The sequence below is a fragment of the Pseudonocardia sp. CA-107938 genome (assembly GCF_050936315.1).
Classification (GTDB): domain Bacteria; phylum Actinomycetota; class Actinomycetes; order Mycobacteriales; family Pseudonocardiaceae; genus Pseudonocardia.
The window spans coordinates 953,303-972,174 of record NZ_JBNJNA010000002.1; the positions used below are offsets into that span (position 1 = coordinate 953,303).

Here is an 18,872-nt window from a genome sequence, read left to right on the forward strand (position 1 = left end):
GACGGCCGAGGTGTCGATCGACGACATGTCCGTCATCCGGACGCGCCGCGTCGACAGTCTCGATCATGTCGTCGATGCCGGTGCGCGCCACGTCACGTGCGGTCGACGAGCGCGTCGAGATCGATCTCGACGGGGAACGGGTCGGTGGTGGCGAACCGGCCGCGGACCGGTCCGTGGTCCGCATAGCCGAACGCGCCGGCCAGATGGCACGCGAGCAGGCTCGGTCCGTCCTCCAGATCGATCATCCAGTAGTGACCGATGCCGGCATCGGCGTACTCGCCGCGCTTGATGCGGGCGTCGCGACGATACGAGTCAGGGGAGAAGACCTCGATGGCGAGGAGCACCTCGCTCGCTCGGAGCAGGCCGCCTTCGCGGCCGACGCGATCGAAGGCTTCACGGGTGACGACGACGTCAGGAACTCGCACCGTGCCGGGCTGATCCGGTGGCACCAACTGCAGGTCGATGTCCACCTCCGGCAGCACTTCCAGACCGGGGGGGAGTTGGGCATCCAACTGAGCACACACAATTCGCAGGCAGCGCTGGTGGACAGGGATCGGCCGGGGCGACATCACGCGCATGCCTTCCTGAAGTTCGTAGCGCCCGTCCGCATCGTCGGGCAGCGCGGCGTACTCCGCGGCCGTCAGCGGCCGCAGTGGATAGGGCAGCGCGGTCATGTGGAGGAGTGTCCCACGGAGACCCGCTCGCCGAACTCGTACTCGCCGGGCTCGAACCGCTCTGTCGCCTTGCGGTACTCCCGCATGTAGCCGGGCCAGTTGGTGACGACGCGGCCGCTCGCGTCGCGGTACCAGGAGTCGCAGGTCGTCCAGGCGGTGCCGGGGAAGCGGGCCTGCAGGGCCGCGTCGGAGGCGGCCTCGACGTCCGCCCGCACGGTCACCGACGACGCGCCGCGCGCGTGCATCGCCTGCAGCGCCTGCCGCACGTAGGCGGCCTGCTGCTCCAGGTAGAAGATGATCGAGCCGCCGGAGGTGTTGGTGTTGGGCCCGTACAGCACGAACATCGACGGGAAGCCGGGCACCGTCATGCCGAGGTGCGCGTGCGCGCCGTCGGCCCACACCTTCTCCAGCTCCCGTCCGCCGCTGCCGGTGATCGCCATCGGGAACATGAACCGGGTGGTGGCGAACCCGGTGGCCCAGATGACGGTGTCGACGGCGTGCACGCGGCCGTCGGCGGTCTGTAACCCTCCGGGACGAGCCGGGTGATCGCGTCGGTGACCAGTTCGACGTCGGGGCGCTGCAGCGCCGGCAGGAACGCCGAGGAGAACAGCACCCGCTTGCAGCCGAACGTGTAGTCGGGCCATGCCTTGCGCCGCACGTCGGGGTCGCGCAGCTGCCTGCGCATGAACCGCGCCGAACGCATCCCGAGGAGCCTGCCGAGCGTGCGGGGGTGCCGGATGCCCGCCGTCAGCGCCTCGCCGTAGTGGAAGAGGAACCCGCGCCGGTACGCCTGCAGGCCCGGCACGTGGGCGACCGCGGCGCGCACCCATCGCGGGTACGGCGTGTTCCTGCGGGCGAGGAACCAGTTGCCGGTGCGCTGGAACACCGACAGGAACGCCGTCTGCTTCGCGATCTCCGGCACGAACTGCACCGCGCTCGCCCCCGACCCGATCACGGCGACGCGGCGGCCGCGCAGGTCGTGGTCGTGGTCCCACCGCGCCGAGTGGAACGTGTGCCCGGCGAACTCGTCGATGCCCTCGATCCGCGGCACGTGCGGCTGGCTGAGCTGCCCGGTCGCGACGACCAGCGCGTCGCTCTCCCAGGTGCGCCCGTCCTCCGCCGTGACGGTCCAGGCGGCGGTGTCGTCGTCCCAGGCGCAGGAGGTGACCCGCACCCCGCACACCACCTTGTCCGTGACCCCGTTCCGGCGCGCGACGTCCTGCAGGTAGTCGAGGATCTCCTGCTGCGGCGAGCACAGCCGCGTCCAGTCGCGGCGCTGGGCGTAGGAGAACGAGTAGAGGTGCGACGGGACGTCGCACGCCGCGCCCGGATAGGTGTTGTACAGCCAGGTGCCGCCGATCTCCGGCCCCGCCTCCAGCACGGTCACGTCGGTGATGCCGTGGCGGGCCAGCTCGATCGTCGCGGCGACACCGCCGAACCCCGCCCCGACGATCACCACGCGTGTCCCCGTCATGGCTCGGAGTGTGGCACGGGTTGTCCAGCGCCCTGGCGCGGGCGAGAGTGGATCTCGTGCCCGATCCCGACGGCTTGACCGTGCGCGCGTCCACCCACCCCGACCGCACCGCGATCATCGATCCGGCCGGCGCCACCCTCACCTACGCCGAGCTGGAGGCGCGCGCCAACCGGCTCGCGCACGCGCTGCTGGACCAGGGCGTGCTGGTCGGGGACCGGGTCGCCTGGTGCGGACCGAACGCGGTCGAGGTGCTGGTCGTGCTGCACGCGTGCCGCAAGATCGGCGCGATCGCCGTGCCCGTCGCGTACCGGTTCACCGACGCCGAGCTGGGCTACGTGCTGGCGGACTCGGGCGCCGTCGGCGCGCTCGTCGACCCCGGGTACGTCGACCGGATCGCAGCGCTGCGCCCGCAGCTGCCTGCCCTGCGCGAGCTCGTCGCGTGGGGCACGCCGGCCTGGGACGCGCTGCTCGCCGCGGGATCGCCCGAGCCGCCGGCGCCTGCAGAGGCGGCCGGCACGCAGATGATCTACACGTCCGGCACCACCGGGAAGCCCAAGGGTGCCGTGCGGGCCCGGCCGGTGCCGGAGATGACCGACGCGCTCGTGCGCACCCTGCGCCTCGTCCCGGACGACGAGGTGCACCTGACCACCGGCCCGCTCTACCACTCCGGGCCGCTGGCCTGGGCGGTGCTCACCCACGCCATCGGCGGCACCGTGGTCGTGATGCGCTCCTTCGACCCCGCGCGCTGGCTGGAGCTCGTGCGCACCTACCGCGTCACCAACACGTTCACCGCGCCGACGCCGCTCAAGCGCATCGTCGCCCTGCCCGACGACGTGCTCGCCACCGCCGACCTCACGTCGATGCGCTCGCTCGTCGCCAACGCCGCACCCGTCCCGTACGCGTTGAAGCAGGAGATCGTCGCCAAGCTGGGCGACGGGTTCCTCTTCGAGGTGTACGGCTCCACCGAGCTGGGCGTCTCCGCCGTCCTGCCGCCGGAGGAGCAGCTCGCCCGGCCCGGGTCGTGCGGGCTGCCCCTGCCGGGCACCGAGATGCGCGTCGTCGGCGAGGACGGGCACGACCTGCCACCCGGCGCGCCCGGGAAGCTGCTCGTGCGCTCGCCGAGCACGTTCTTCGGCTACCACGGGCGGTCCGAACCCGTCGGTGACGCCGACGGCTGGAAGACCGTCGGCGACGTCGCGCACTTCGACGCCGACGGCTACCTCTACATCCGCGACCGCGGCGGCGACCTCGTCATCACCGGCGGCATGAACGTCTACCCGGCGGAGGTGGAGGCCGTGCTGCACGCCCACCCCGACGTGCTGGACGTCGCCGTGTTCGGGGTGCCGTCGGCGGAGTGGGGGCAGTCCGTGCACGCCGCGGTCGTCGCCCGTCCCGGCCACACCGTCGACGTCGCCGCACTGGAGGCGCACGTGGCCGGGCAGCTCGCCGGCTACAAGCGACCGCGCAGCTGGGAGGTGCGTGACAGTCTCCCGCGCACCGACTCGGGCAAGATCCTCAAGCGGGTGCTGCGGGAGGAGTACGACACCCGCACGGCCGCAGGGAACGGGTAGAACTCATCGGCGGCGCTGGGGGTCAGAGCGGGGTGTGCGGGGGCATCGGGCGGACGGACGGCAGCAGCGCGCCCAGCTCTCCCGGCTCGAAGCGGTGCAGCCCGACGACGTGCCAGAAGTGGCCCTCGACGTCGCCGTCGGCCTTGTAGCGGCCGTCGAGGCCCAGCGCCGCCCAGGCGCCGCGCGGGAGGCCGAGCAGGGTGGCGCTGCGCGTCGCGTGGTCGACGGTGACCGACCACAGGCGCGCGGTGCCGTCGTTGCTGCCGCTGGCCAGGACGTCCTTGCGTGGGTGGAACGCGAGCGATCGTACGGGCCGGGCGTGGCCGCGCATCCGCTGCAGGTGATCGCCGGAGGCGGCGTCCCACAGCCGGATGACCAGGTCGTCGCCGGCGGTGGCGAGCAACCGGCCGGAACGGTCGGCGGCCGCCGCCCACAGCCTGCCCTCGTGCCGGGTGAGCACGTGCCGGCGCACCCCCGTCGCCAGGTCCCAGACGGCGGCGGTGCCGTCCCACGACGCGCTGGCCACCCATCCGCTGCCGAACGCGACGGCGTAGACGCGGTCGGTGTGGCCGGTCAGGGTGCGGAGCAGGGTGCCGGTGCGGGCGTCGAACAGCCGGACGTGCGAGTCGTCGCAGCCGGTGGCGAGGAGGGGCGCGTCCGGGCTGAACGCGATGGAGCGGACGCGGCCGGTGTGCTCCCGCAGCGTGTACAGCAGCCGCCCGGTGGCGACGTGCCGGACGCGCAGCGTGTCGTCGTCCTCGCCGGTGGCCAGGCGGTCGCCCGTCGCGTCGAACGCGACCGCCCACACGGGCGCGAACTCGGTGCGGAGCTGCCGTTCCGGCCGTCCGGTCGTGGCGTCCAGCACCTCGATCTGGACGTCGTCGCCGATGAGCGCGAGCTGCTGCTGGGTCGGGTTGAACACCGCGTCCCGCGGCCGGAACACGCGGTCGGCGTGACCGGTCAGCTCCCGCACCAGCTGGCCCGTGCGCGGGTTCCACAGCCGGATCGTGCCCTCGTTCCCGCAGGTCGCGAGCAGGTCGCCGGACGCGCTGAACCGGACGGCGTGGACCTGGCGGCCGTGCCCGCTCAGCACGTGCCGGCAGGTGCCGGTCGCCGGGTCCCACAGGCGGGTGGTGCGCTGGTCGTCGGCCACCGCCAGCTCGGCACCGTCGGGCCGGAACGTGAACGGCCACACCGACCCGGTGTGCCCGACCAGCTCGTGCTGCAGCGCGCCGGTCGCCGTGTCCCACACGCGCAGCTCCCCGCTCGCGTCGCCGGTGGCCGCCACCTGACCGGACGGGCCGAGCGCCACCCCGCCGATCGCGGCGGCGTGACCGGGCAGCTGTGCGCGCAGCGTGCCGTCGGCGAGGTTCCAGAGGCGGGCCCCGCCGTCGGTGTCGCCGGCGAGGAGAACGTCGTCGCGGGTGGCGAGCGCGAGCACCTCGCCGGTGTGTCCGCGCAGGTCGTGGCGCTGCGCGCCGTCGAGCCCCCACACCGAGAGCCCGCCGCCGGCGGCCCCGACGACGAGGCTCGTGCCGTCCTGGCCGAACACGACGCGCCGGACGTCGGGGACCGGTCCCACGACCGTGCCGGCCACCTCGGTCGGGGTGTCCCACAGCGCGACGGTGCCGTCGCCGAGCGCGGCGGCGAGGGTCGAGCCGTGCAGCGCCAGGCTGACGACGGGCGCGGCCGGGCGCAGCTCGTGGCGGAGCCGGCCGGTCGCGGCGTCCCAGATCCGCAGCACCCCGGCACCGTCCGCTGCGACGACCGTGGCGCCGTCGTCGTCGACGACCACCGGCCACGGCCGCACGGCGTGCCCGGCGAGCACGTGCCCGGCCTGGCCGTCGGCGGCGTCCCAGAGCCGCACGGTGCCGTCCTCCGCCGCTGTGACCAGGCGGTTCCCGCCGTACGTGACGACGCAGACGCGGCTGCGGTGCCCGTGCAGGGTGCGCACGACGGTGCCGGTGGCGGTGTCGCACACGAGCACGCCGCCGTCGTCGGAGGCCAGCGCCAGCAGGTCCCCGTCGGGGCTGTAGGCGAGGACCTCGGGCAGCACCCCGGGCAGCGGCGCCGAGCCCTGCGCCACCCCGACGGCGGACGGCGCGATCTCCGCCTCCACCGGATGGCGCGGCGTGACGGCCGCACCGCGCGGGTACCCGGGCACGCCGACGGTGTCGACCAGCGCGGCCCGCTCCCACCGGGTCTGCGGGGTGGTGGTCGCGCCGGTCAGGTCAGCGCGCCCCAGCCGGGCACGGCGCAGGTCGGCGCCGGAGAGGTCCGCGCCGACGAGCCGGGCCCGGTCGAGCCGCGCGCCGACGAGCCGGGCGCCGGTGAGGTCAGCGCCGGACAGGTCCGCGGAACCGAGGTCCGCCCCGGTGAGGTCGGCGCCGGAGAGGTCCCGGTCGACCAGCTGCCGGTGCGACAGGTCCTCGCCGCGCATGTCCGCGCCGCGCAGGTCCGCCGACGCCGGCGTCTCCAGCCGGGTGCGGACCTTCAGCGCGTTCGTCCGCAGGGTGTCGTCCGTCGCCCGCAGCGCCGCGGACACCCAGACCTGCAGGGGCCCGGTCGGGGCCAGGTCGCAGAGGAACTCGACGGCGGGCTGGGTCAGCTCGCGGTGGGCGAGCATCGTCGGCGCGTCCGCGCCGGCGGTGAACTCGGCCGCGATCGCCCGCGCGACCAGCCACTCGGTGACCGACGGGTGGATGAACCCGAACAGGCCCTCCTCGGTGCGCACGAGCAGGCTCCCGCTGGCGACGGCGTGCAGCCGCTGGTCGGGGGCCAGGTCGGCGCCGGCGAGCCCGCCGAGGGCATCGGCGACCTCGGCGATCCGCTCCAGCGGCAGGTAGGTCTCCTCCGCCTCCCACAACCGCACCGCCAGCGCCGTGACCGCCGCCCACATCGCATCGGGGTCGGGCCCGTCCGGCGCCCGGCGGCGCTCGTGCTCCATCCAGGCGTGCAGCACCTCGCGGTAGAGCCCCGCAGCGCTGATCGTGTCGCGGTTGCGGGCGGCGGCCCGGATCCGCTCCTCGTCGAGCCCCGCGATGAACCCCAGCATGCGCGGGTTCTGCGCCAGTCCCAGCAGGTCGCCGATGCCGGCGAGGAGCGCGTAGCGGCGTTCCGCGCGCGCCACGTCGCCCCCGTGCCGGTTGACCAGGTAGGCCCGGATCTGCCGCCGGGTGAACGCCTCGACCTCGAAGACCCGGCGGTGCTCGACGAGACCGACCCGCTCACCGAGCGCCGTCAGCACCTGGGCGTGCGAGCGGAAGTGCTGCGTGCGACTCGCCACCACGACCTTCGCCCGGCCGTTCGCCACCGCGAGCAACGCCTCCAGGTGGTCGGCGGCGCGCTCGTAGCTGATCCGCGTGACCAGCTCGTCGAAGCCGTCGAAGAACAGCACGATCCGGCCTTCGGCGAGCATGTAGCGGAAGGCGGCGAGGTCGATGCGGTCCTCGCCGTGCTGGGCGAGGTGCGCCGCCACCAGCCCGTCGACGGGCAGCGAGCCGTCCATCGCGGCCAGGTCGATCAGCACCGGCGCGATCGGGCCGCCGTCCGTCGCGAGGCGCCGCGCCACCTCGCGCAGGGCGAACGACTTGCCGCGCCCGAAGTCGCCCAGCACCAGCACGAACTGCCCGTCCTCGCCCGTGACCAGCTGGTACAGCTCCGCCGCCAGGTCGTCGCGGACGTCGGCCGTGCCGCGGCCCAGCTCCCGGAACCGCTGCGGCACGTAGTGCTCGGGCGGGTATCCGGGATCGACGCGCAGGCGCTCGGCGAGGGCGTCGGTGTAGCGGGAGAGGTCCAGCAGGCCCTGGAAGCTCGCGAACGTGCGCAGCCGCACCCGGCGCCGCTGCGCGTGCTGGCGCACCGCGGGCGAGGGCGCCGGACCGGCGTGGACGAGTTCGGAGCCGTCCGTGTCGTCGTGGCGGCAGAAGTCGTCGATCACCTCGGTGGTCAGCTCGGCCGCCCACGCGCCGACCCGCTGCTGCACGGTGTAGCCGCCCTCCTGGTGGGTGACGAGCAGCTGCGGGGGCCGGGTGTCGACGGGCCGGATCCGCGCGCCGGGATGACGGGCCGCGCAGACGTCGGCGATGCGGTGCAGGAGCCTGCGGTGCGGGTCGTCGGCCGGGGGCAGCGCCGGTACCGGCTCCGGTTCGGGCTCCGGCCCGATCGCCGCGAACGCCGCCGGCGCCACCGGCTGCCGCCACGGCGCACGCACCGGGACGCCGCCGGCCTCGCCCGCGGGGTTCCGCGCGGGCCACGTCCAGCGGGCGATGCCGTCGGCGGTGAGGTCGATCAGCTCGGCCCGCCCCGGACCGGCGGCGGGCAGCACCGGCAGCCGCCCGCCGAGCAGCTCGGTGCCCGTCCCGCCCGGACCCGGACCGTGCAGCAGCAGGTCCAGCCGCGATCCGAGGAGGTCCTCGAGGGTGTCGGCGTCACGCAATGCCGACGGGTCCGCCGTGCCGGCGATGCCGGGCAGCGGGTCGTGGCGGAGCACCCCGACGCGGAGCCAGCCCGACTCCTCGAAGCGGCGCAGCCGCTGCGCGAACCAGCTGGCCTGCTCCTCACCGATGCGGCCGTAGTTGTCCCGCGGCCGGTGGGTGATCGCGATCGTCGAGTTCAGACCCGCCACGGCCACCCGCAGCTCCGGCACGGTGAACAGCGTCCACGCCTGCGCGGCGTCGAACTGCGGCCCGTCCAGCCCGCGGTAGAGATCGGCGAACAGCTCCGCCCACATCTCCAGCTTCGGGTAGTACGGCTCGAGCGGCGTGATGTCGCGGGCGTCGCAGAGGTGGAAGTAGGCCTGGCACGCCGCGCGGGAGACGTCCCGGCCACCGGGCACGACGATCATCCGGCCGGCGTCGAGCCCCAGCGACACGCGCAGCCCGGTGAGGAACTCCCAGGCCTGCTCCAGCTGGCGCGGCCGGGCCCCGTCGGTCAGGTCGCCGCTGACGACGAGCAGGTCGGGCCGGGGTGCGCCGGCGTCGGTCCAGCGCATGACGCCCGCGTGGATGCGGGTGCGCAGCTCGGCCGCGGTGACCGGCTCGTCGCTGTCGGCGACGCCGCGGCCGAACCGCGGACCCGCCACGTGCAGGATCGCCAGGCCGGACCGGGTACGGGCGCTCGACCGCACCGCGGGCGGGTACCCGGGAGCGGCCAGCGGGGCCCGCCGCAGCGCGAGCCGGCCGCCGGCGCCGGGGTGCGGCGGCGCCGGCCGCACGGCCCGCGCCCGGTCCAGCAGCGCCGCCGCGGCCGTGCGCGCGTCGGGCACCCGGTGCAGGTCGAGGGGCGTGACGTGCTGCGGCAACCCGTTCCGGGCGCCGTCGACGCGGACGGCGAGCAGCGCGGCCGGATCGGCGCGGAGCAGGACCCGCCGCTCCGCGCTCATCTGCTCGGCGCTGAGGTAGGCGAGAGAGACGACGGCCAGGACCGCGGCGGCGCGCGCCGCGACCCGCTCGCCGTGCTCGTCGGAGCCGTAGGCGTGGTCCCAGGCTGCCAGGAACGTCCGGTAGCCGGCTGCCTCCAGCTGCCAGCCGATCCACGCCGCCCACTGCTCGTCGGCAGGTGAGTGACTGATGTAGAAGTCGATCGCTGCACCCTCGTCCCCACCCCGTGGCGCCATCACGTCATTATGTCGGCGGGCATGGCGGGGAGCCGTCCAGTTCCGGTCGGAGGTAGGGGTGGACGTGCGCTCGGTGGTGGCCCGGATCGGCGTGCTCGACTGGATCCGGGGCGGGCTGCTCCTCGTCGGGCTGCTGTGCGTGGCGACCGGCCTGCTGCCCGCGGCCGACGCGCGGGCCAACATCGCGCGGATCGCGCCGATCCTGCTGTTCCTGGGCACCGTGATCGTGCTCGCGAACCTGGCGCGACAGGCGAAGGTGTTCGACGTGATCGCGACCTGGGTGGCGATCGGGGGCCGCGGCAACTACGCGGCGCTGTTCGGGCTGTGCGTGGTGTTCGCCTCGCTCACCACCACGCTGCTCAACCTGGACACCACGGCGGTGCTGCTCACACCGGTGCTGCTGGCACTGGCGGCCCGCGCCGACATCGCGGCGCTGCCACTGGCCATGACGGCGATCTGGCTGGCCAACACGGCGAGCCTGCTGCTGCCCGTGTCGAACCTGACGAACCTGCTGGCCGCCGACCGGGTCGCGCTCACCGCACCCGAGTTCGCCGCCCACATGGCGCTGCCGCAGGTCGCGTCGATCCTCGCGACGGCGGTCTTCCTGTGGGCCTGCTACTGGCGCCGCGGTGCCCGTGGTCGGGACCGGTACGTCCCGCCGCCCCGGCCGACGCTCGACGGGCCGCGGGAACGGGCCCTGTTCGGGATCAGCGGCGCGGCGTGCCTGCTGTTCGTCGTCGCGATCCCGTTCGTCGGCGACGCGATCGGGTACGCCTCGGCGGGCGCCGCGCTCGTGGTGGTCGTCGCGTTCGCCGTGCTCGACCGGCGGCGGCTGCGTCCCGGACTCGTGCCGTGGCAGCTGCTGATCTTCGTCACGGGCCTGTTCCTGGTCGTGCCGACGCTGAGCCGCTACGGGCTCTCCGACGTGATGATCGCCCTGATGGGGACCGACCCCGGCGCCGCGGGCGCGTTCCGGGCCGCCGCTGCCGGTGCCGGGCTCTCCAACGTGCTCAACAACCTGCCCGCCTACACCGCAGGCGAGGCCGTCGTGCCGGACGGGCAGGTCACGACCCTGCTCGCGCTGCTGATCGGCACCAACGTCGGCCCGATCGTCACGCCGTGGGCGTCGCTCGCCACGCTGCTGTGCTTCGAGGCCTGCCGCCGCCACGGCCTGCGGGTGCCCGCGCTCGGGTTCGTGCTGGCCGGGTTGGGGCTCGCGGTGGTCGCGGTCGGCGCCGCGGTAGCGGCGCTGCTGGTCACGGCCTGACCTCCCGCGCGAGCTGGACGATCCGGACGATGTCGCGTTCGGAGAACGTCGCCGGCAGGTCGATGCCGAGCAGCCGGAACAGGCGGCGCACGTCGTCGGTGGACGGTTCGTCGTCGAACGTCAGCTCGTCGGCGGCGTCGAGGTGCACCCGTCGCGTCTGGTGGAAGCTGGCGACGAGCTCGCGGTCGTAGGCGGCGTGGTGCGGCCGTCCAGCGGCGACGAGCAGCGTGGCGCCCGCCGGGTCCTCCTGCCCGATGACCAGCGCGTTCGCCGAGAGATCGACGCGCAGCGTGCTCATCGTGCGGGACAGCCCGACGTCGACGGACAGGAACGTGAAGCGGCTGCGGTGCCAGAAGACGGCGAACAGCGTGGCGTAGACCTCCAGCTGCACCTCCTCCCGCGTCCAGTTCCGCGAACCGAGCGACGAGCGGAACTGGGCGTACTCGTCGCACGCCGCCGTGTCGGTCGGGTCCAGGATCTCCAGCTGCACCCGCAACGGGCGGCGGCGCTGGCGGGCCAGCTCGATGCACGCGGGCAGCGTCACCGAGCGCAGGTGCGCGCCGGTGGCTCCCTTGTGGACCCACCGGTCGGTGTCACGACGCGCCTCGGCGAGCGCCGGACCCACCTCGGAGCCGCTCACCAGCCGCACCGCGTTCATCGTCTGCAACGCCGTGCCGAGCGTGGTGCGGTCGCGCAGCAGCGTGGCCACCAGCAGGGCCAGCACCAGCAGGATCGCGGCGTTGATGATGTCGTCGTCGGGCCCGATCACGTCCAGCACGGTCAGCACACCGAACGTGATCGCGATCGCGAGGGCGAGGAACGCCTCCGCGTTCGCCCGCAGCCACCGTCCGAACCTGAGCATCCGCCCCCCTCGCTCCGCCCGGCCGTCACCCTATCGGCGCGGGGGAGCCGGCGGACGGTCCAGCGATCGGCCACCGGCGCGCCCCCGCGAGTCGCGGTTCCGGTGTCGGCGAGTCGCGGTTCTCGTAACGGTGAGATGCGGATTCCGTCACGGGTAGGGCGTTACGGAATCCGCATCTCGGCCTCGCAGAACCCACGACTCGCGCAGCCGATTTCCGCGACTCGCCGACACGTTTCCGCGACTCGCGCGCGCCGAAACCACGACTCGCGGGTGTCAGGCGGCCGCGCGGAGGTGGCGGGTGATCTCGCGGGCGGCGGCCTGGCCGGCGCGGTTCGCGCCGATCGTCGACGCGCTGGGCCCGTACCCGACGAGGTGGATGCGCGGGTCGGCGACGACGCGGGTGCCGTCCATGACGATGCCGCCGCCGGGGCCGCGCAGGTGCAGCGGCGCGAGGTGGTCCAGCGCGGCCCGCCAGCCCGTTGCCCAGAGGATGATGTCGGCCGGTTCCCGGGTGCCGTCCGCCCACTCCACACCGTCGGGGACGAGGCGGGCGAACATCGGCTTGCGGTCGAGGATCCCGGCTTCCTGGCCGGCGACGACGGCTGGCGTGCGGGCGAGCCCGGTCACCGAGACGACGCTGCGCGGCGGCAGACCGGCCCGCACCCGCTCGTCGACCAGCGCGACGGCGGCGCGGCCGAACTCCTCGGTGAACGGGCCGTCGTGCCAGATCGGTTCGTGGCGGGTGACCCAGGTGGTCGCGGCGGCGTGCGGCGCGATCTCCAGCAGCAGCTGCACGGCCGACGAGCCGCCGCCGACCACGACCACCCGCTGCCCGGCGAACGCCGCCGGCCCGGGGTAGTCCGCGACGTGCAGCTGCCGCCCGGCGAACCGGCCCGGCACGGCCGGCACGAACGGGTGCGTCCAGGTGCCGGTGGCGTTGACCAGGGTGCGGGTGGTCCAGTCGCCTCGGTCGGTCTCGACGAGCAGGTCGGGGGCCGCGTCACGGACGGCGTGGACGTGCACCGGCCGCCGGACGGGCAGCTGGAACTCCCGCTCGTAGGCGGCGTAGTACTCGGGGACGACCTGGTTGGCCGGCCGCGTCACGTCGTCCGGGGTGAACGGCATGCCGGGCAGGTCGGAGACGCGGTGCGTGGCGTCGAGGCGCAACGAGTCCCAGCGGTGCCGCCAGGCGCCGCCCGGGCCGTCGTCGGCGTCGAGCACGACGAACTCCGCGCCCGCCCGGCGCAGCCCGTACGCGGTCGACAGCCCGGCCTGCCCGGCCCCGATCACCAGCGTGTCGACGTTCTCCACATCGCCGTCAACGCGGAGCGGGCGCCAGCTCGTCCCGCCACCGCGCGATGTCGGCGAACGTCACGTTCCCGCCGCAGACGACGAGCCCCAGCCGGGCGTCCGGCCCGACGCGCTCCAGCACGGTGTGCGCCGCGGCGACGATGCACCCGGCGGCCGGTTCGGCCCACACCTTCTGCCGCTCGGCGAGCGTGATCGTGCCCGCGACGGCCTCGGCGTCCGACATCACCAGCACGTCCTCGACCAGCGCCGAAACGTGGTCGTAGGTCAGCTGGCAGACGTGCGGCGCGGACAGGGTGGAGACGATCGACGTGGGCACCAGCTCGACCGGGCCGCCCGCGTCCAGCGCGCGGCGCATCGCGTCGGCGCCCTCGGTCTCCACGCCCCACACCCGCACGCCGGGCACGAGCGCGCGGAACGCCGTGGCGACGCCGGAGACCAGTCCGCCGCCACCCACGCTGACCAGCACGTCGGTGACGTCCGGCGCGTCGTGCGCGAACTCCAGCCCGACCGTGCCCTGACCGGCCACGACCACCGGGTCGTCGAACGGGTGCACGAGCGTCGCACCGGCCACCACCAGCTCGTCCATCAGCGCGAACGCCGACGCCATGTCCGGGGTCAGCCGCACATCGGCACCGGACGCCCGGGCGGCCTCGACCGAGCGGGCCGGCGCGGCCTGCGGCATCACGACGGTGGCCGCCACCCCGAGCTCGCCGGCCACGTCGGCCAGCGCGACGCCGTGGTTGCCACCGCTCACGCCGACGACACCTGCCGCCCGTTCCGCGTCGGACAGGCCGAGGATCTTCGCGAACACGCCGCGCGGCTTGAACGAGCCGGTGCGCTGCAGCAGCTCCAGCTTCACCGTGACCGGCACCCCGTACAGCGCGGACAGCCCGGGGGAGGGCAGTGTCGGAGTGCGCAGCACCCGCCCGTCGATAAGGTCGGCCGCGGTACGGAGGTCGTCGATGGTCAGGAGTTCGCCCACCCTGCCACCGTAATCCCGTCGAGAACGAACTTGTGGTGATCAACAAGCCTTGTTGATCACCACAAGTTCGTTCTCGACGCGTACCCCAGCGGAGCGCTCAGACCAGGGGGACCACGTCCGGGGCGCCCATGCGGGCGCTGTCCGCCGTCTCGTCGTCGGGCATGCGCTGGCTCTCCCGCTCCGCCTCGACGCGCTTGCGGTAGTGCTCCACCTCGCGCTCGATCTGCTCCTGGCTCCACCCCAGCACCGGCGCGACGAGCTTCGCGGCCTCCTCGAACGCGCCGAGCCCGCGGTCGAACGTCTCGATCGAGATGCGGGTGCGGCGGGCCAGTAGGTCGTCGAGGTGCCGGGCGCCCTCGTGCGAGGCGGCGTAGACGATCTCGGCGCGCAGGTAGTCCGACGCGCCGGCCAGCGGCTCGCCCAGCGTCGGGTCCTCGGCGACGAGCCCGAGCACCTCGTGCACCAGCGACCCGTACCGGCCGAGCAGGTGGTCGATCCGCGCCACGTGCAGCCCGTAGGTCTGGGCCAGCACCTTGCGGGAGTTCTTCAGCGCCGTGAACCCCTCTGCGCCGAGCAGCGGCACGTCCGCCGTGACCGACGGCGGCACCTTCGCGTCCAGCGCGTGGACGGCGGCGTCGATCGCGTCCTTCGCCATGACGCGGTAGGTCGTGTACTTCCCGCCGGCCACCACCACGAGCCCGGGCACGGTGTGCGCGACGGCGTGCTCGCGCGACAGCTTCGACGTCGACTCCGACTCGCCCGAGAGCAGCGGCCGCAGCCCGGCGTAGACGCCCTCGACGTCGGCGTGCGTGAGCGGCTGCTCCAGCACCTCGTTGACGTGGTCGAGCAGGTAGTCGATGTCGGCTGCGCTCGCTGCCGGGTGCGCGAGGCCGAGCTGCCAGTCGGTGTCGGTGGTGCCGATGATCCAGTGCCGGCCCCACGGGATGACGAACAGTACCGACTTCTCGGTGCGCAGGATCAGCCCCGAGTCACCGCGGATGCGGTCGCGCGGCACCACCAGGTGCACGCCCTTCGACGCCCGGACGTGGAACTGGCCGCGCTCGTTGGCCATCGCCTGGGTCTCGTCGGTCCACACGCCGGTGGCGTTGACGACCTGCTTGGCCCGCACGTCGAACGTCTCGCCCGACTCCAGGTCGTGCACGGTGGCACCGGTGACGCGTTCGCCCTCGCGCAGCAGCGCGACCACCCGCGCCCGGGACGCGACGTGCGCCCCGTACGCGGCGGCCGTGCGGGCCACGAACATCGTGTGCCGCGCGTCGTCGACCTGCGCGTCGTAGTACTTCAGGGCGCCCACCAGCGCGTCCTTGCGCAACGACGGGACGACCCGGCGCGCGCCGCGCCGGGTGAGGTGCCGGTGGAGCGGCAGCCCCGCCTTGCGCCCGGACACCCGGGCGAGCACGTCGTAGAGCGCCACCCCGGACCCCGCGTAGAACCGCTCCCACACGTGGTGCTGCAGCGGGTACAGGAACGGCACCGGCCGCACCAGGTGCGGCGCCAGCTTCTCGATGAGCAGACCGCGCTCGGTCAGCGCCTCGTGGACGAGCCGGAAGTCCAGCATCTCCAGGTAGCGCAGGCCGCCGTGGATGAGCTTCGACGAACGGCTCGACGTGCCGGAGGCGAAGTCGCGCGCCTCCACCAACCCGACGGTGAGGCCGCGGGTGGCGGCGTCGAGGGCAGCACCGCTGCCCACGACACCGCCACCGACGACGAGCACGTCGAGCTCGGTCGACCGCATGGCCGAGAGCGCTTCCTCGCGGTAGGCGGGGGACAGCGCGACCGATCTCATCGCATGAACTCCTTAATCGACGTCCACCCAGTCCAACGTCCGGGTGACGGCCTTCTTCCAGCGCTCGTACCCGTCCGTGCGCTGCTGGTCACTCCACCGGGGCTCCCAGCGCTTCGACTCGTTCCAGTTCTCGCGCAGCTCGTCCGTGTTCGACCAGAAGCCGACGGCGAGCCCCGCCGCGTACGCCGCACCGAGCGCCGTCGTCTCCGCGACGACGGGCCGGCTCACCGGAACGCCCAGCACGTCGGCCTGGATCTGCATGCACAGCTCGTTGGCGGTGACGCCGCCGTCGACCTTGAGCACCTCCAGGTGCACCCCGGAGTCCTTCTCCATGGCCTCGGTGACGTCGCGGCTCTGGTAGCAGATCGCCTCGAGCGTGGCCCGGGCCAGGTGCGCGTTGGTGTTGTAGCGGGAGAGCCCGACGATCGCGCCGCGGGCGTCCGAGCGCCAGTACGGTGCGAACAGGCCGGAGAACGCGGGCACGAAGTAGACGCCGCCGTTGTCCTCGACCTGCCGGGCCAGCGTCTCGCTCTGCGAGGCGCCGGAGATGATCCCCAGCTGGTCGCGCAGCCACTGCACGGCCGAACCGGTGACGGCGATCGAGCCCTCCAGTGCGTAGACGACGGGCTCGTCGCCGAACTTGTAGCAGACCGTCGAGAGCAGCCCCGACTTCGACCGCACCAGCTCGGAGCCCGTGTTGAGCAGCATGAAGTTGCCGGTGCCATAGGTGTTCTTCGCCTCTCCGGGGGAGAAGCACACCTGCCCGACGGTGGCCGCCTGCTGGTCGCCGAGGTCCCCGTTGATCGTCACCTCGCCGCCGAGCGGCCCGTTCGCGAGCGTGCGCCCGTACCCGTCACCGGGCGCCGAACTGGGCTTGATCTCCGGCAGCATCGAGCGCGGCACGCCGAAGAAGCCGAGCAGCTCGTCGTCCCAGTCGAGGGTCTCGAGGTTCATCAGCATCGTGCGGCTGGCGTTGGTCGGGTCGGTGACGTGCACGCCCCCGTTGACCCCGCCGGTGAGGTTCCACAGCAGCCAGGTGTCGGTGTTGCCGAAGATCGCGTCACCGCGTTCGGCCGCGGCGCGGGCCCCGTCGACGTTCTCCAGGATCCACTGGATCTTGCCGCCGGAGAAGTACGTGGCCGGCGGGAGGCCGGCCTTCTGCCGGATCACCTCGCCCTTGCCCTCGCGCTCCAGTGCGGACGCGATCCGGTCGGTGCGGGTGTCCTGCCAGACGATCGCGTTGTAGAGCGGGCGCCCGGTCTTCCGGTCCCACACGACGGCCGTCTCGCGCTGGTTGGTGATGCCCAGCGAGACCAGGTCCGACGCCGAGAGGTTGGTCTTGTTGAGCGCCGACTGCAGTACCGCGGACGTGCGCTCCCAGATCTCGACGGGGTTGTGCTCCACCCAGCCGGCCTGCGGCAGGATCTGCTCGTGCTCGAGCTGGTGGCGGCCCACCTCGTTGCCGCCGTGGTCGAAGATCATGAACCGGGTGCTGGTGGTGCCTTGGTCGACGGCACCGACGAACTCTGCCATTGAGCTCTCCCTACTTCGCGTCTTCGGCGACCAGCGGCTCGTCCGCCGGCAGGTACCGCTCGATGAGGTGGACGAACATCGCGCCGCCGATCACTGCCCCGATGATCGGCGCGACGATCGGCAACCAGAAGTACAACGTGCCGTGCTGGTCGAACAACGCATCCTGGTACCCGGTGATCAGCGTGAGCACGCGGGGACCGAAGTCGCGGGCCGGGTTGATCGCGTAGCCCGCGTTGGCGCCCCACGCCATGCCGATGGCGACCACGAGCAGCCCGATCACCACCGGCGCCAGGTTGGCCAGCGGTGCCGCGTTGCGCGCAGTGGTCACCGCGAAGATCACGAACACGAGGATCGCCGTGCCCACGACCTGGTCGAAGAACGCGGTGGGGATGCTGACGCCGTCCAGCCCGTTGCCGGGCAGCGTCGAGAAGATGCCTTGGGTCTTGATCGTGTGGTGCGGGTCGACCTTGAAGATCAGGTCGGCGTACACGAACCGGACGATCGCTGCCGCGACGAAGGCGCCGAGGAACTGCGCCAGCGAGTACGGCAGCACCTTGCGCCACGCGAACCCGCGGAAGCAGGCCAACGCGATCGTCACTGCTGGATTGAGATGGGCGCCGGACACCCGGGCCGCGACGTACACCCCGAGCGTCACGCCGATGCCCCACGCCCACGCGATGGAGTCGTGATCGCCGGCGCTGCCGTCGGTCGAGGTGACGACCTGGGCGACAACACCGGTACCGAACAGAATGAGGATCATGGTGCCGAGGAATTCGGCCACCAGCTCCCCCAGTAACGAGTTCTTCGTCATTGAAGTCCCCCTGACGTGTCCCGCCCCCGTAGCAGGACGGCTCGACGCTAGGAACGCCCAGCAGCAGGGTCAACGGCAGGTGTTCGACAATGTCGAATGCGCGCTATCCTGCCGCGATGCCCGGCCCCATCCAGTCCGTCGAACGGGCCGCTGCCCTGCTGCGCCTGCTCGGCGGCACCGGACGGTCACTCGGGCTGGGCGAGCTCGCCGCCGCGCTCGCCCTGCCCAAACCCACCGCGCACGGGATCCTGCGCACCCTGCGCGACGCCGGGTTCGTCGAGCAGGACGCCTCCGGTCGGTACCGCCTCGGCGCGGCGCTCGCCGACCTCGGCCGCGGCGGACCCGACCCGCACGACCTCCGCGCCGCCGCCATGAACTGGGCCGACGCGCTCGCCGGAGCCACCGGGTTCGCCGTCCAGCTCGGGGTGCTGCGCGGGCACGCCGTCCGCGTCGTCCACCACGTGTTCCGGCCCGACGCCTCCCCGCAACGGCTGCTCACCGGCACCGAGCTGCCGCTGCACGCGTCCGCGCTGGGCAAGTGCCTCTACGCGTTCGCGCCCGTCGGGATGCCGCGCGTGCGCGAGCTCGACATGCACCCGTGGACGGGCCGCACGGTCGTCTCACCGGTCGCGTTCGAGGGGCACCTCGCCGTCGCCCGTCGACGGGGGTGGGCCAGTGACCTCGGCGAGTACGAGCCCGCGGTCGGCGGCGCCGCCGCCCCCGTCCGGTCGGCGGGCGGGCTCGTCGTCGGCGCGCTGGCGGTGCTCGGCCCGGTGGAGGAGCTGTTCGCGGGGGAGCAGCCGCGCCGCCCGGTGATCCGCGAGCTCCAGTCCGCGGCCCGCGCGGTCTCCCGCACCCTGGCGACCTCGGCATGACCGCGAGTTGCCCGGTTCAGGACCGCGAGTTGCCCGAATTACGACGGCGAGTTGCCCGCCTTGGGACGGCGAGTTGCCCGTTGCGGAA

Annotated in this window: 13 protein-coding genes; 3 read left to right on the forward strand and 10 right to left on the reverse strand. The window is 73.5% G+C overall.

Annotated elements, in window-relative coordinates:
* Positions 1–92: 92 nt before the first annotated feature.
* The 3 genes from ACQEVB_RS37455 to ACQEVB_RS37465 are packed head-to-tail and all read right to left on the reverse strand — an operon-like array spanning position 93 to position 2,148.
* Positions 93–674 (reverse strand): Uma2 family endonuclease, encoded by a 582-nt coding sequence (locus ACQEVB_RS37455; protein WP_432983460.1) that lies wholly within the window; start codon positions 672–674, stop codon positions 93–95.
* A complete protein-coding gene (locus tag ACQEVB_RS37460; protein ID WP_432983463.1) occupies positions 671–1,114 on the reverse strand; it encodes a hypothetical protein in 444 nt (147 codons plus the stop codon). The genes ACQEVB_RS37455 and ACQEVB_RS37460 overlap by 4 nt, the downstream gene beginning before the upstream one ends.
* A complete protein-coding gene (locus ACQEVB_RS37465) occupies positions 1,039–2,148 on the reverse strand; it encodes a flavin-containing monooxygenase (RefSeq protein ID WP_432983466.1) in 1,110 nt (369 codons plus the stop codon). Before ACQEVB_RS37465 ends, ACQEVB_RS37460 begins: the two co-directional genes overlap by 76 nt.
* 56 nt (positions 2,149–2,204) lie before the next feature.
* Between ACQEVB_RS37465 and ACQEVB_RS37470 the strand changes: the two genes are divergently transcribed.
* Positions 2,205–3,719 carry a class I adenylate-forming enzyme family protein gene (locus tag ACQEVB_RS37470; RefSeq protein ID WP_432983469.1) on the forward strand — a complete coding sequence of 505 codons (1,515 nt, stop codon included), beginning with the start codon at positions 2,205–2,207 and terminating at the stop codon, positions 3,717–3,719.
* Positions 3,720–3,741: 22 nt separating this feature from the next.
* Here the strand turns inward: ACQEVB_RS37470 and ACQEVB_RS37475 are convergent, their stop codons facing one another.
* The gene (locus ACQEVB_RS37475) at positions 3,742–9,336 is read right to left on the reverse strand and encodes a pentapeptide repeat-containing protein (protein ID WP_432983472.1); all 5,595 of its coding nucleotides are present in this window, start codon (positions 9,334–9,336) and stop codon (positions 3,742–3,744) included.
* 58 nt (positions 9,337–9,394) lie between these two features.
* Here ACQEVB_RS37475 and ACQEVB_RS37480 point away from each other — a divergent pair, with 58 nt between their 5' ends.
* Positions 9,395–10,603: an SLC13 family permease gene (locus tag ACQEVB_RS37480; protein ID WP_432983475.1), complete on the forward strand. Its 1,209-nt coding sequence runs from the start codon at positions 9,395–9,397 to the stop codon at positions 10,601–10,603.
* Here ACQEVB_RS37480 and ACQEVB_RS37485 read toward each other — a convergent pair.
* The 6 genes from ACQEVB_RS37485 to ACQEVB_RS37510 all read right to left on the reverse strand — a co-directional run bounded on the left by ACQEVB_RS37485 (position 10,593) and on the right by ACQEVB_RS37510 (position 17,909).
* Complete coding sequence (locus tag ACQEVB_RS37485; protein ID WP_432983478.1) at positions 10,593–11,465, reverse strand: hypothetical protein; 873 nt, start codon at positions 11,463–11,465, stop codon at positions 10,593–10,595. The genes ACQEVB_RS37480 and ACQEVB_RS37485 overlap by 11 nt on opposite strands.
* 273 nt (positions 11,466–11,738) lie before the next feature.
* The gene (locus ACQEVB_RS37490) at positions 11,739–12,776 is read right to left on the reverse strand and encodes an FAD-dependent oxidoreductase (RefSeq protein ID WP_432983481.1); all 1,038 of its coding nucleotides are present in this window, start codon (positions 12,774–12,776) and stop codon (positions 11,739–11,741) included.
* A gap of 7 nt (positions 12,777–12,783) precedes the next feature.
* On the reverse strand, positions 12,784–13,758 hold the full coding sequence (locus tag ACQEVB_RS37495) for a pyridoxal-phosphate dependent enzyme (protein ID WP_432983484.1): 975 nt from the start codon (positions 13,756–13,758) through the stop codon (positions 12,784–12,786).
* Positions 13,759–13,855: 97 nt separating this feature from the next.
* Positions 13,856–15,565, reverse strand: a complete 1,710-nt coding sequence (locus ACQEVB_RS37500) for a glycerol-3-phosphate dehydrogenase/oxidase (protein ID WP_432983487.1) — start codon at positions 15,563–15,565, stop codon at positions 13,856–13,858.
* A gap of 12 nt (positions 15,566–15,577) precedes the next feature.
* Positions 15,578–17,098, reverse strand: a complete 1,521-nt coding sequence (gene glpK / locus ACQEVB_RS37505) for a glycerol kinase GlpK (protein WP_432983490.1) — start codon at positions 17,096–17,098, stop codon at positions 15,578–15,580.
* A gap of 10 nt (positions 17,099–17,108) precedes the next feature.
* A complete protein-coding gene (locus tag ACQEVB_RS37510) occupies positions 17,109–17,909 on the reverse strand; it encodes an MIP/aquaporin family protein (RefSeq protein WP_432983493.1) in 801 nt (266 codons plus the stop codon).
* A gap of 116 nt (positions 17,910–18,025) precedes the next feature.
* Between ACQEVB_RS37510 and ACQEVB_RS37515 the strand changes: the two genes are divergently transcribed.
* Entirely contained in the window at positions 18,026–18,784 is a 759-nt protein-coding gene (locus ACQEVB_RS37515) for an IclR family transcriptional regulator (protein WP_432983496.1), read from the forward strand.
* Positions 18,785–18,872 lie beyond the last annotated feature (88 nt).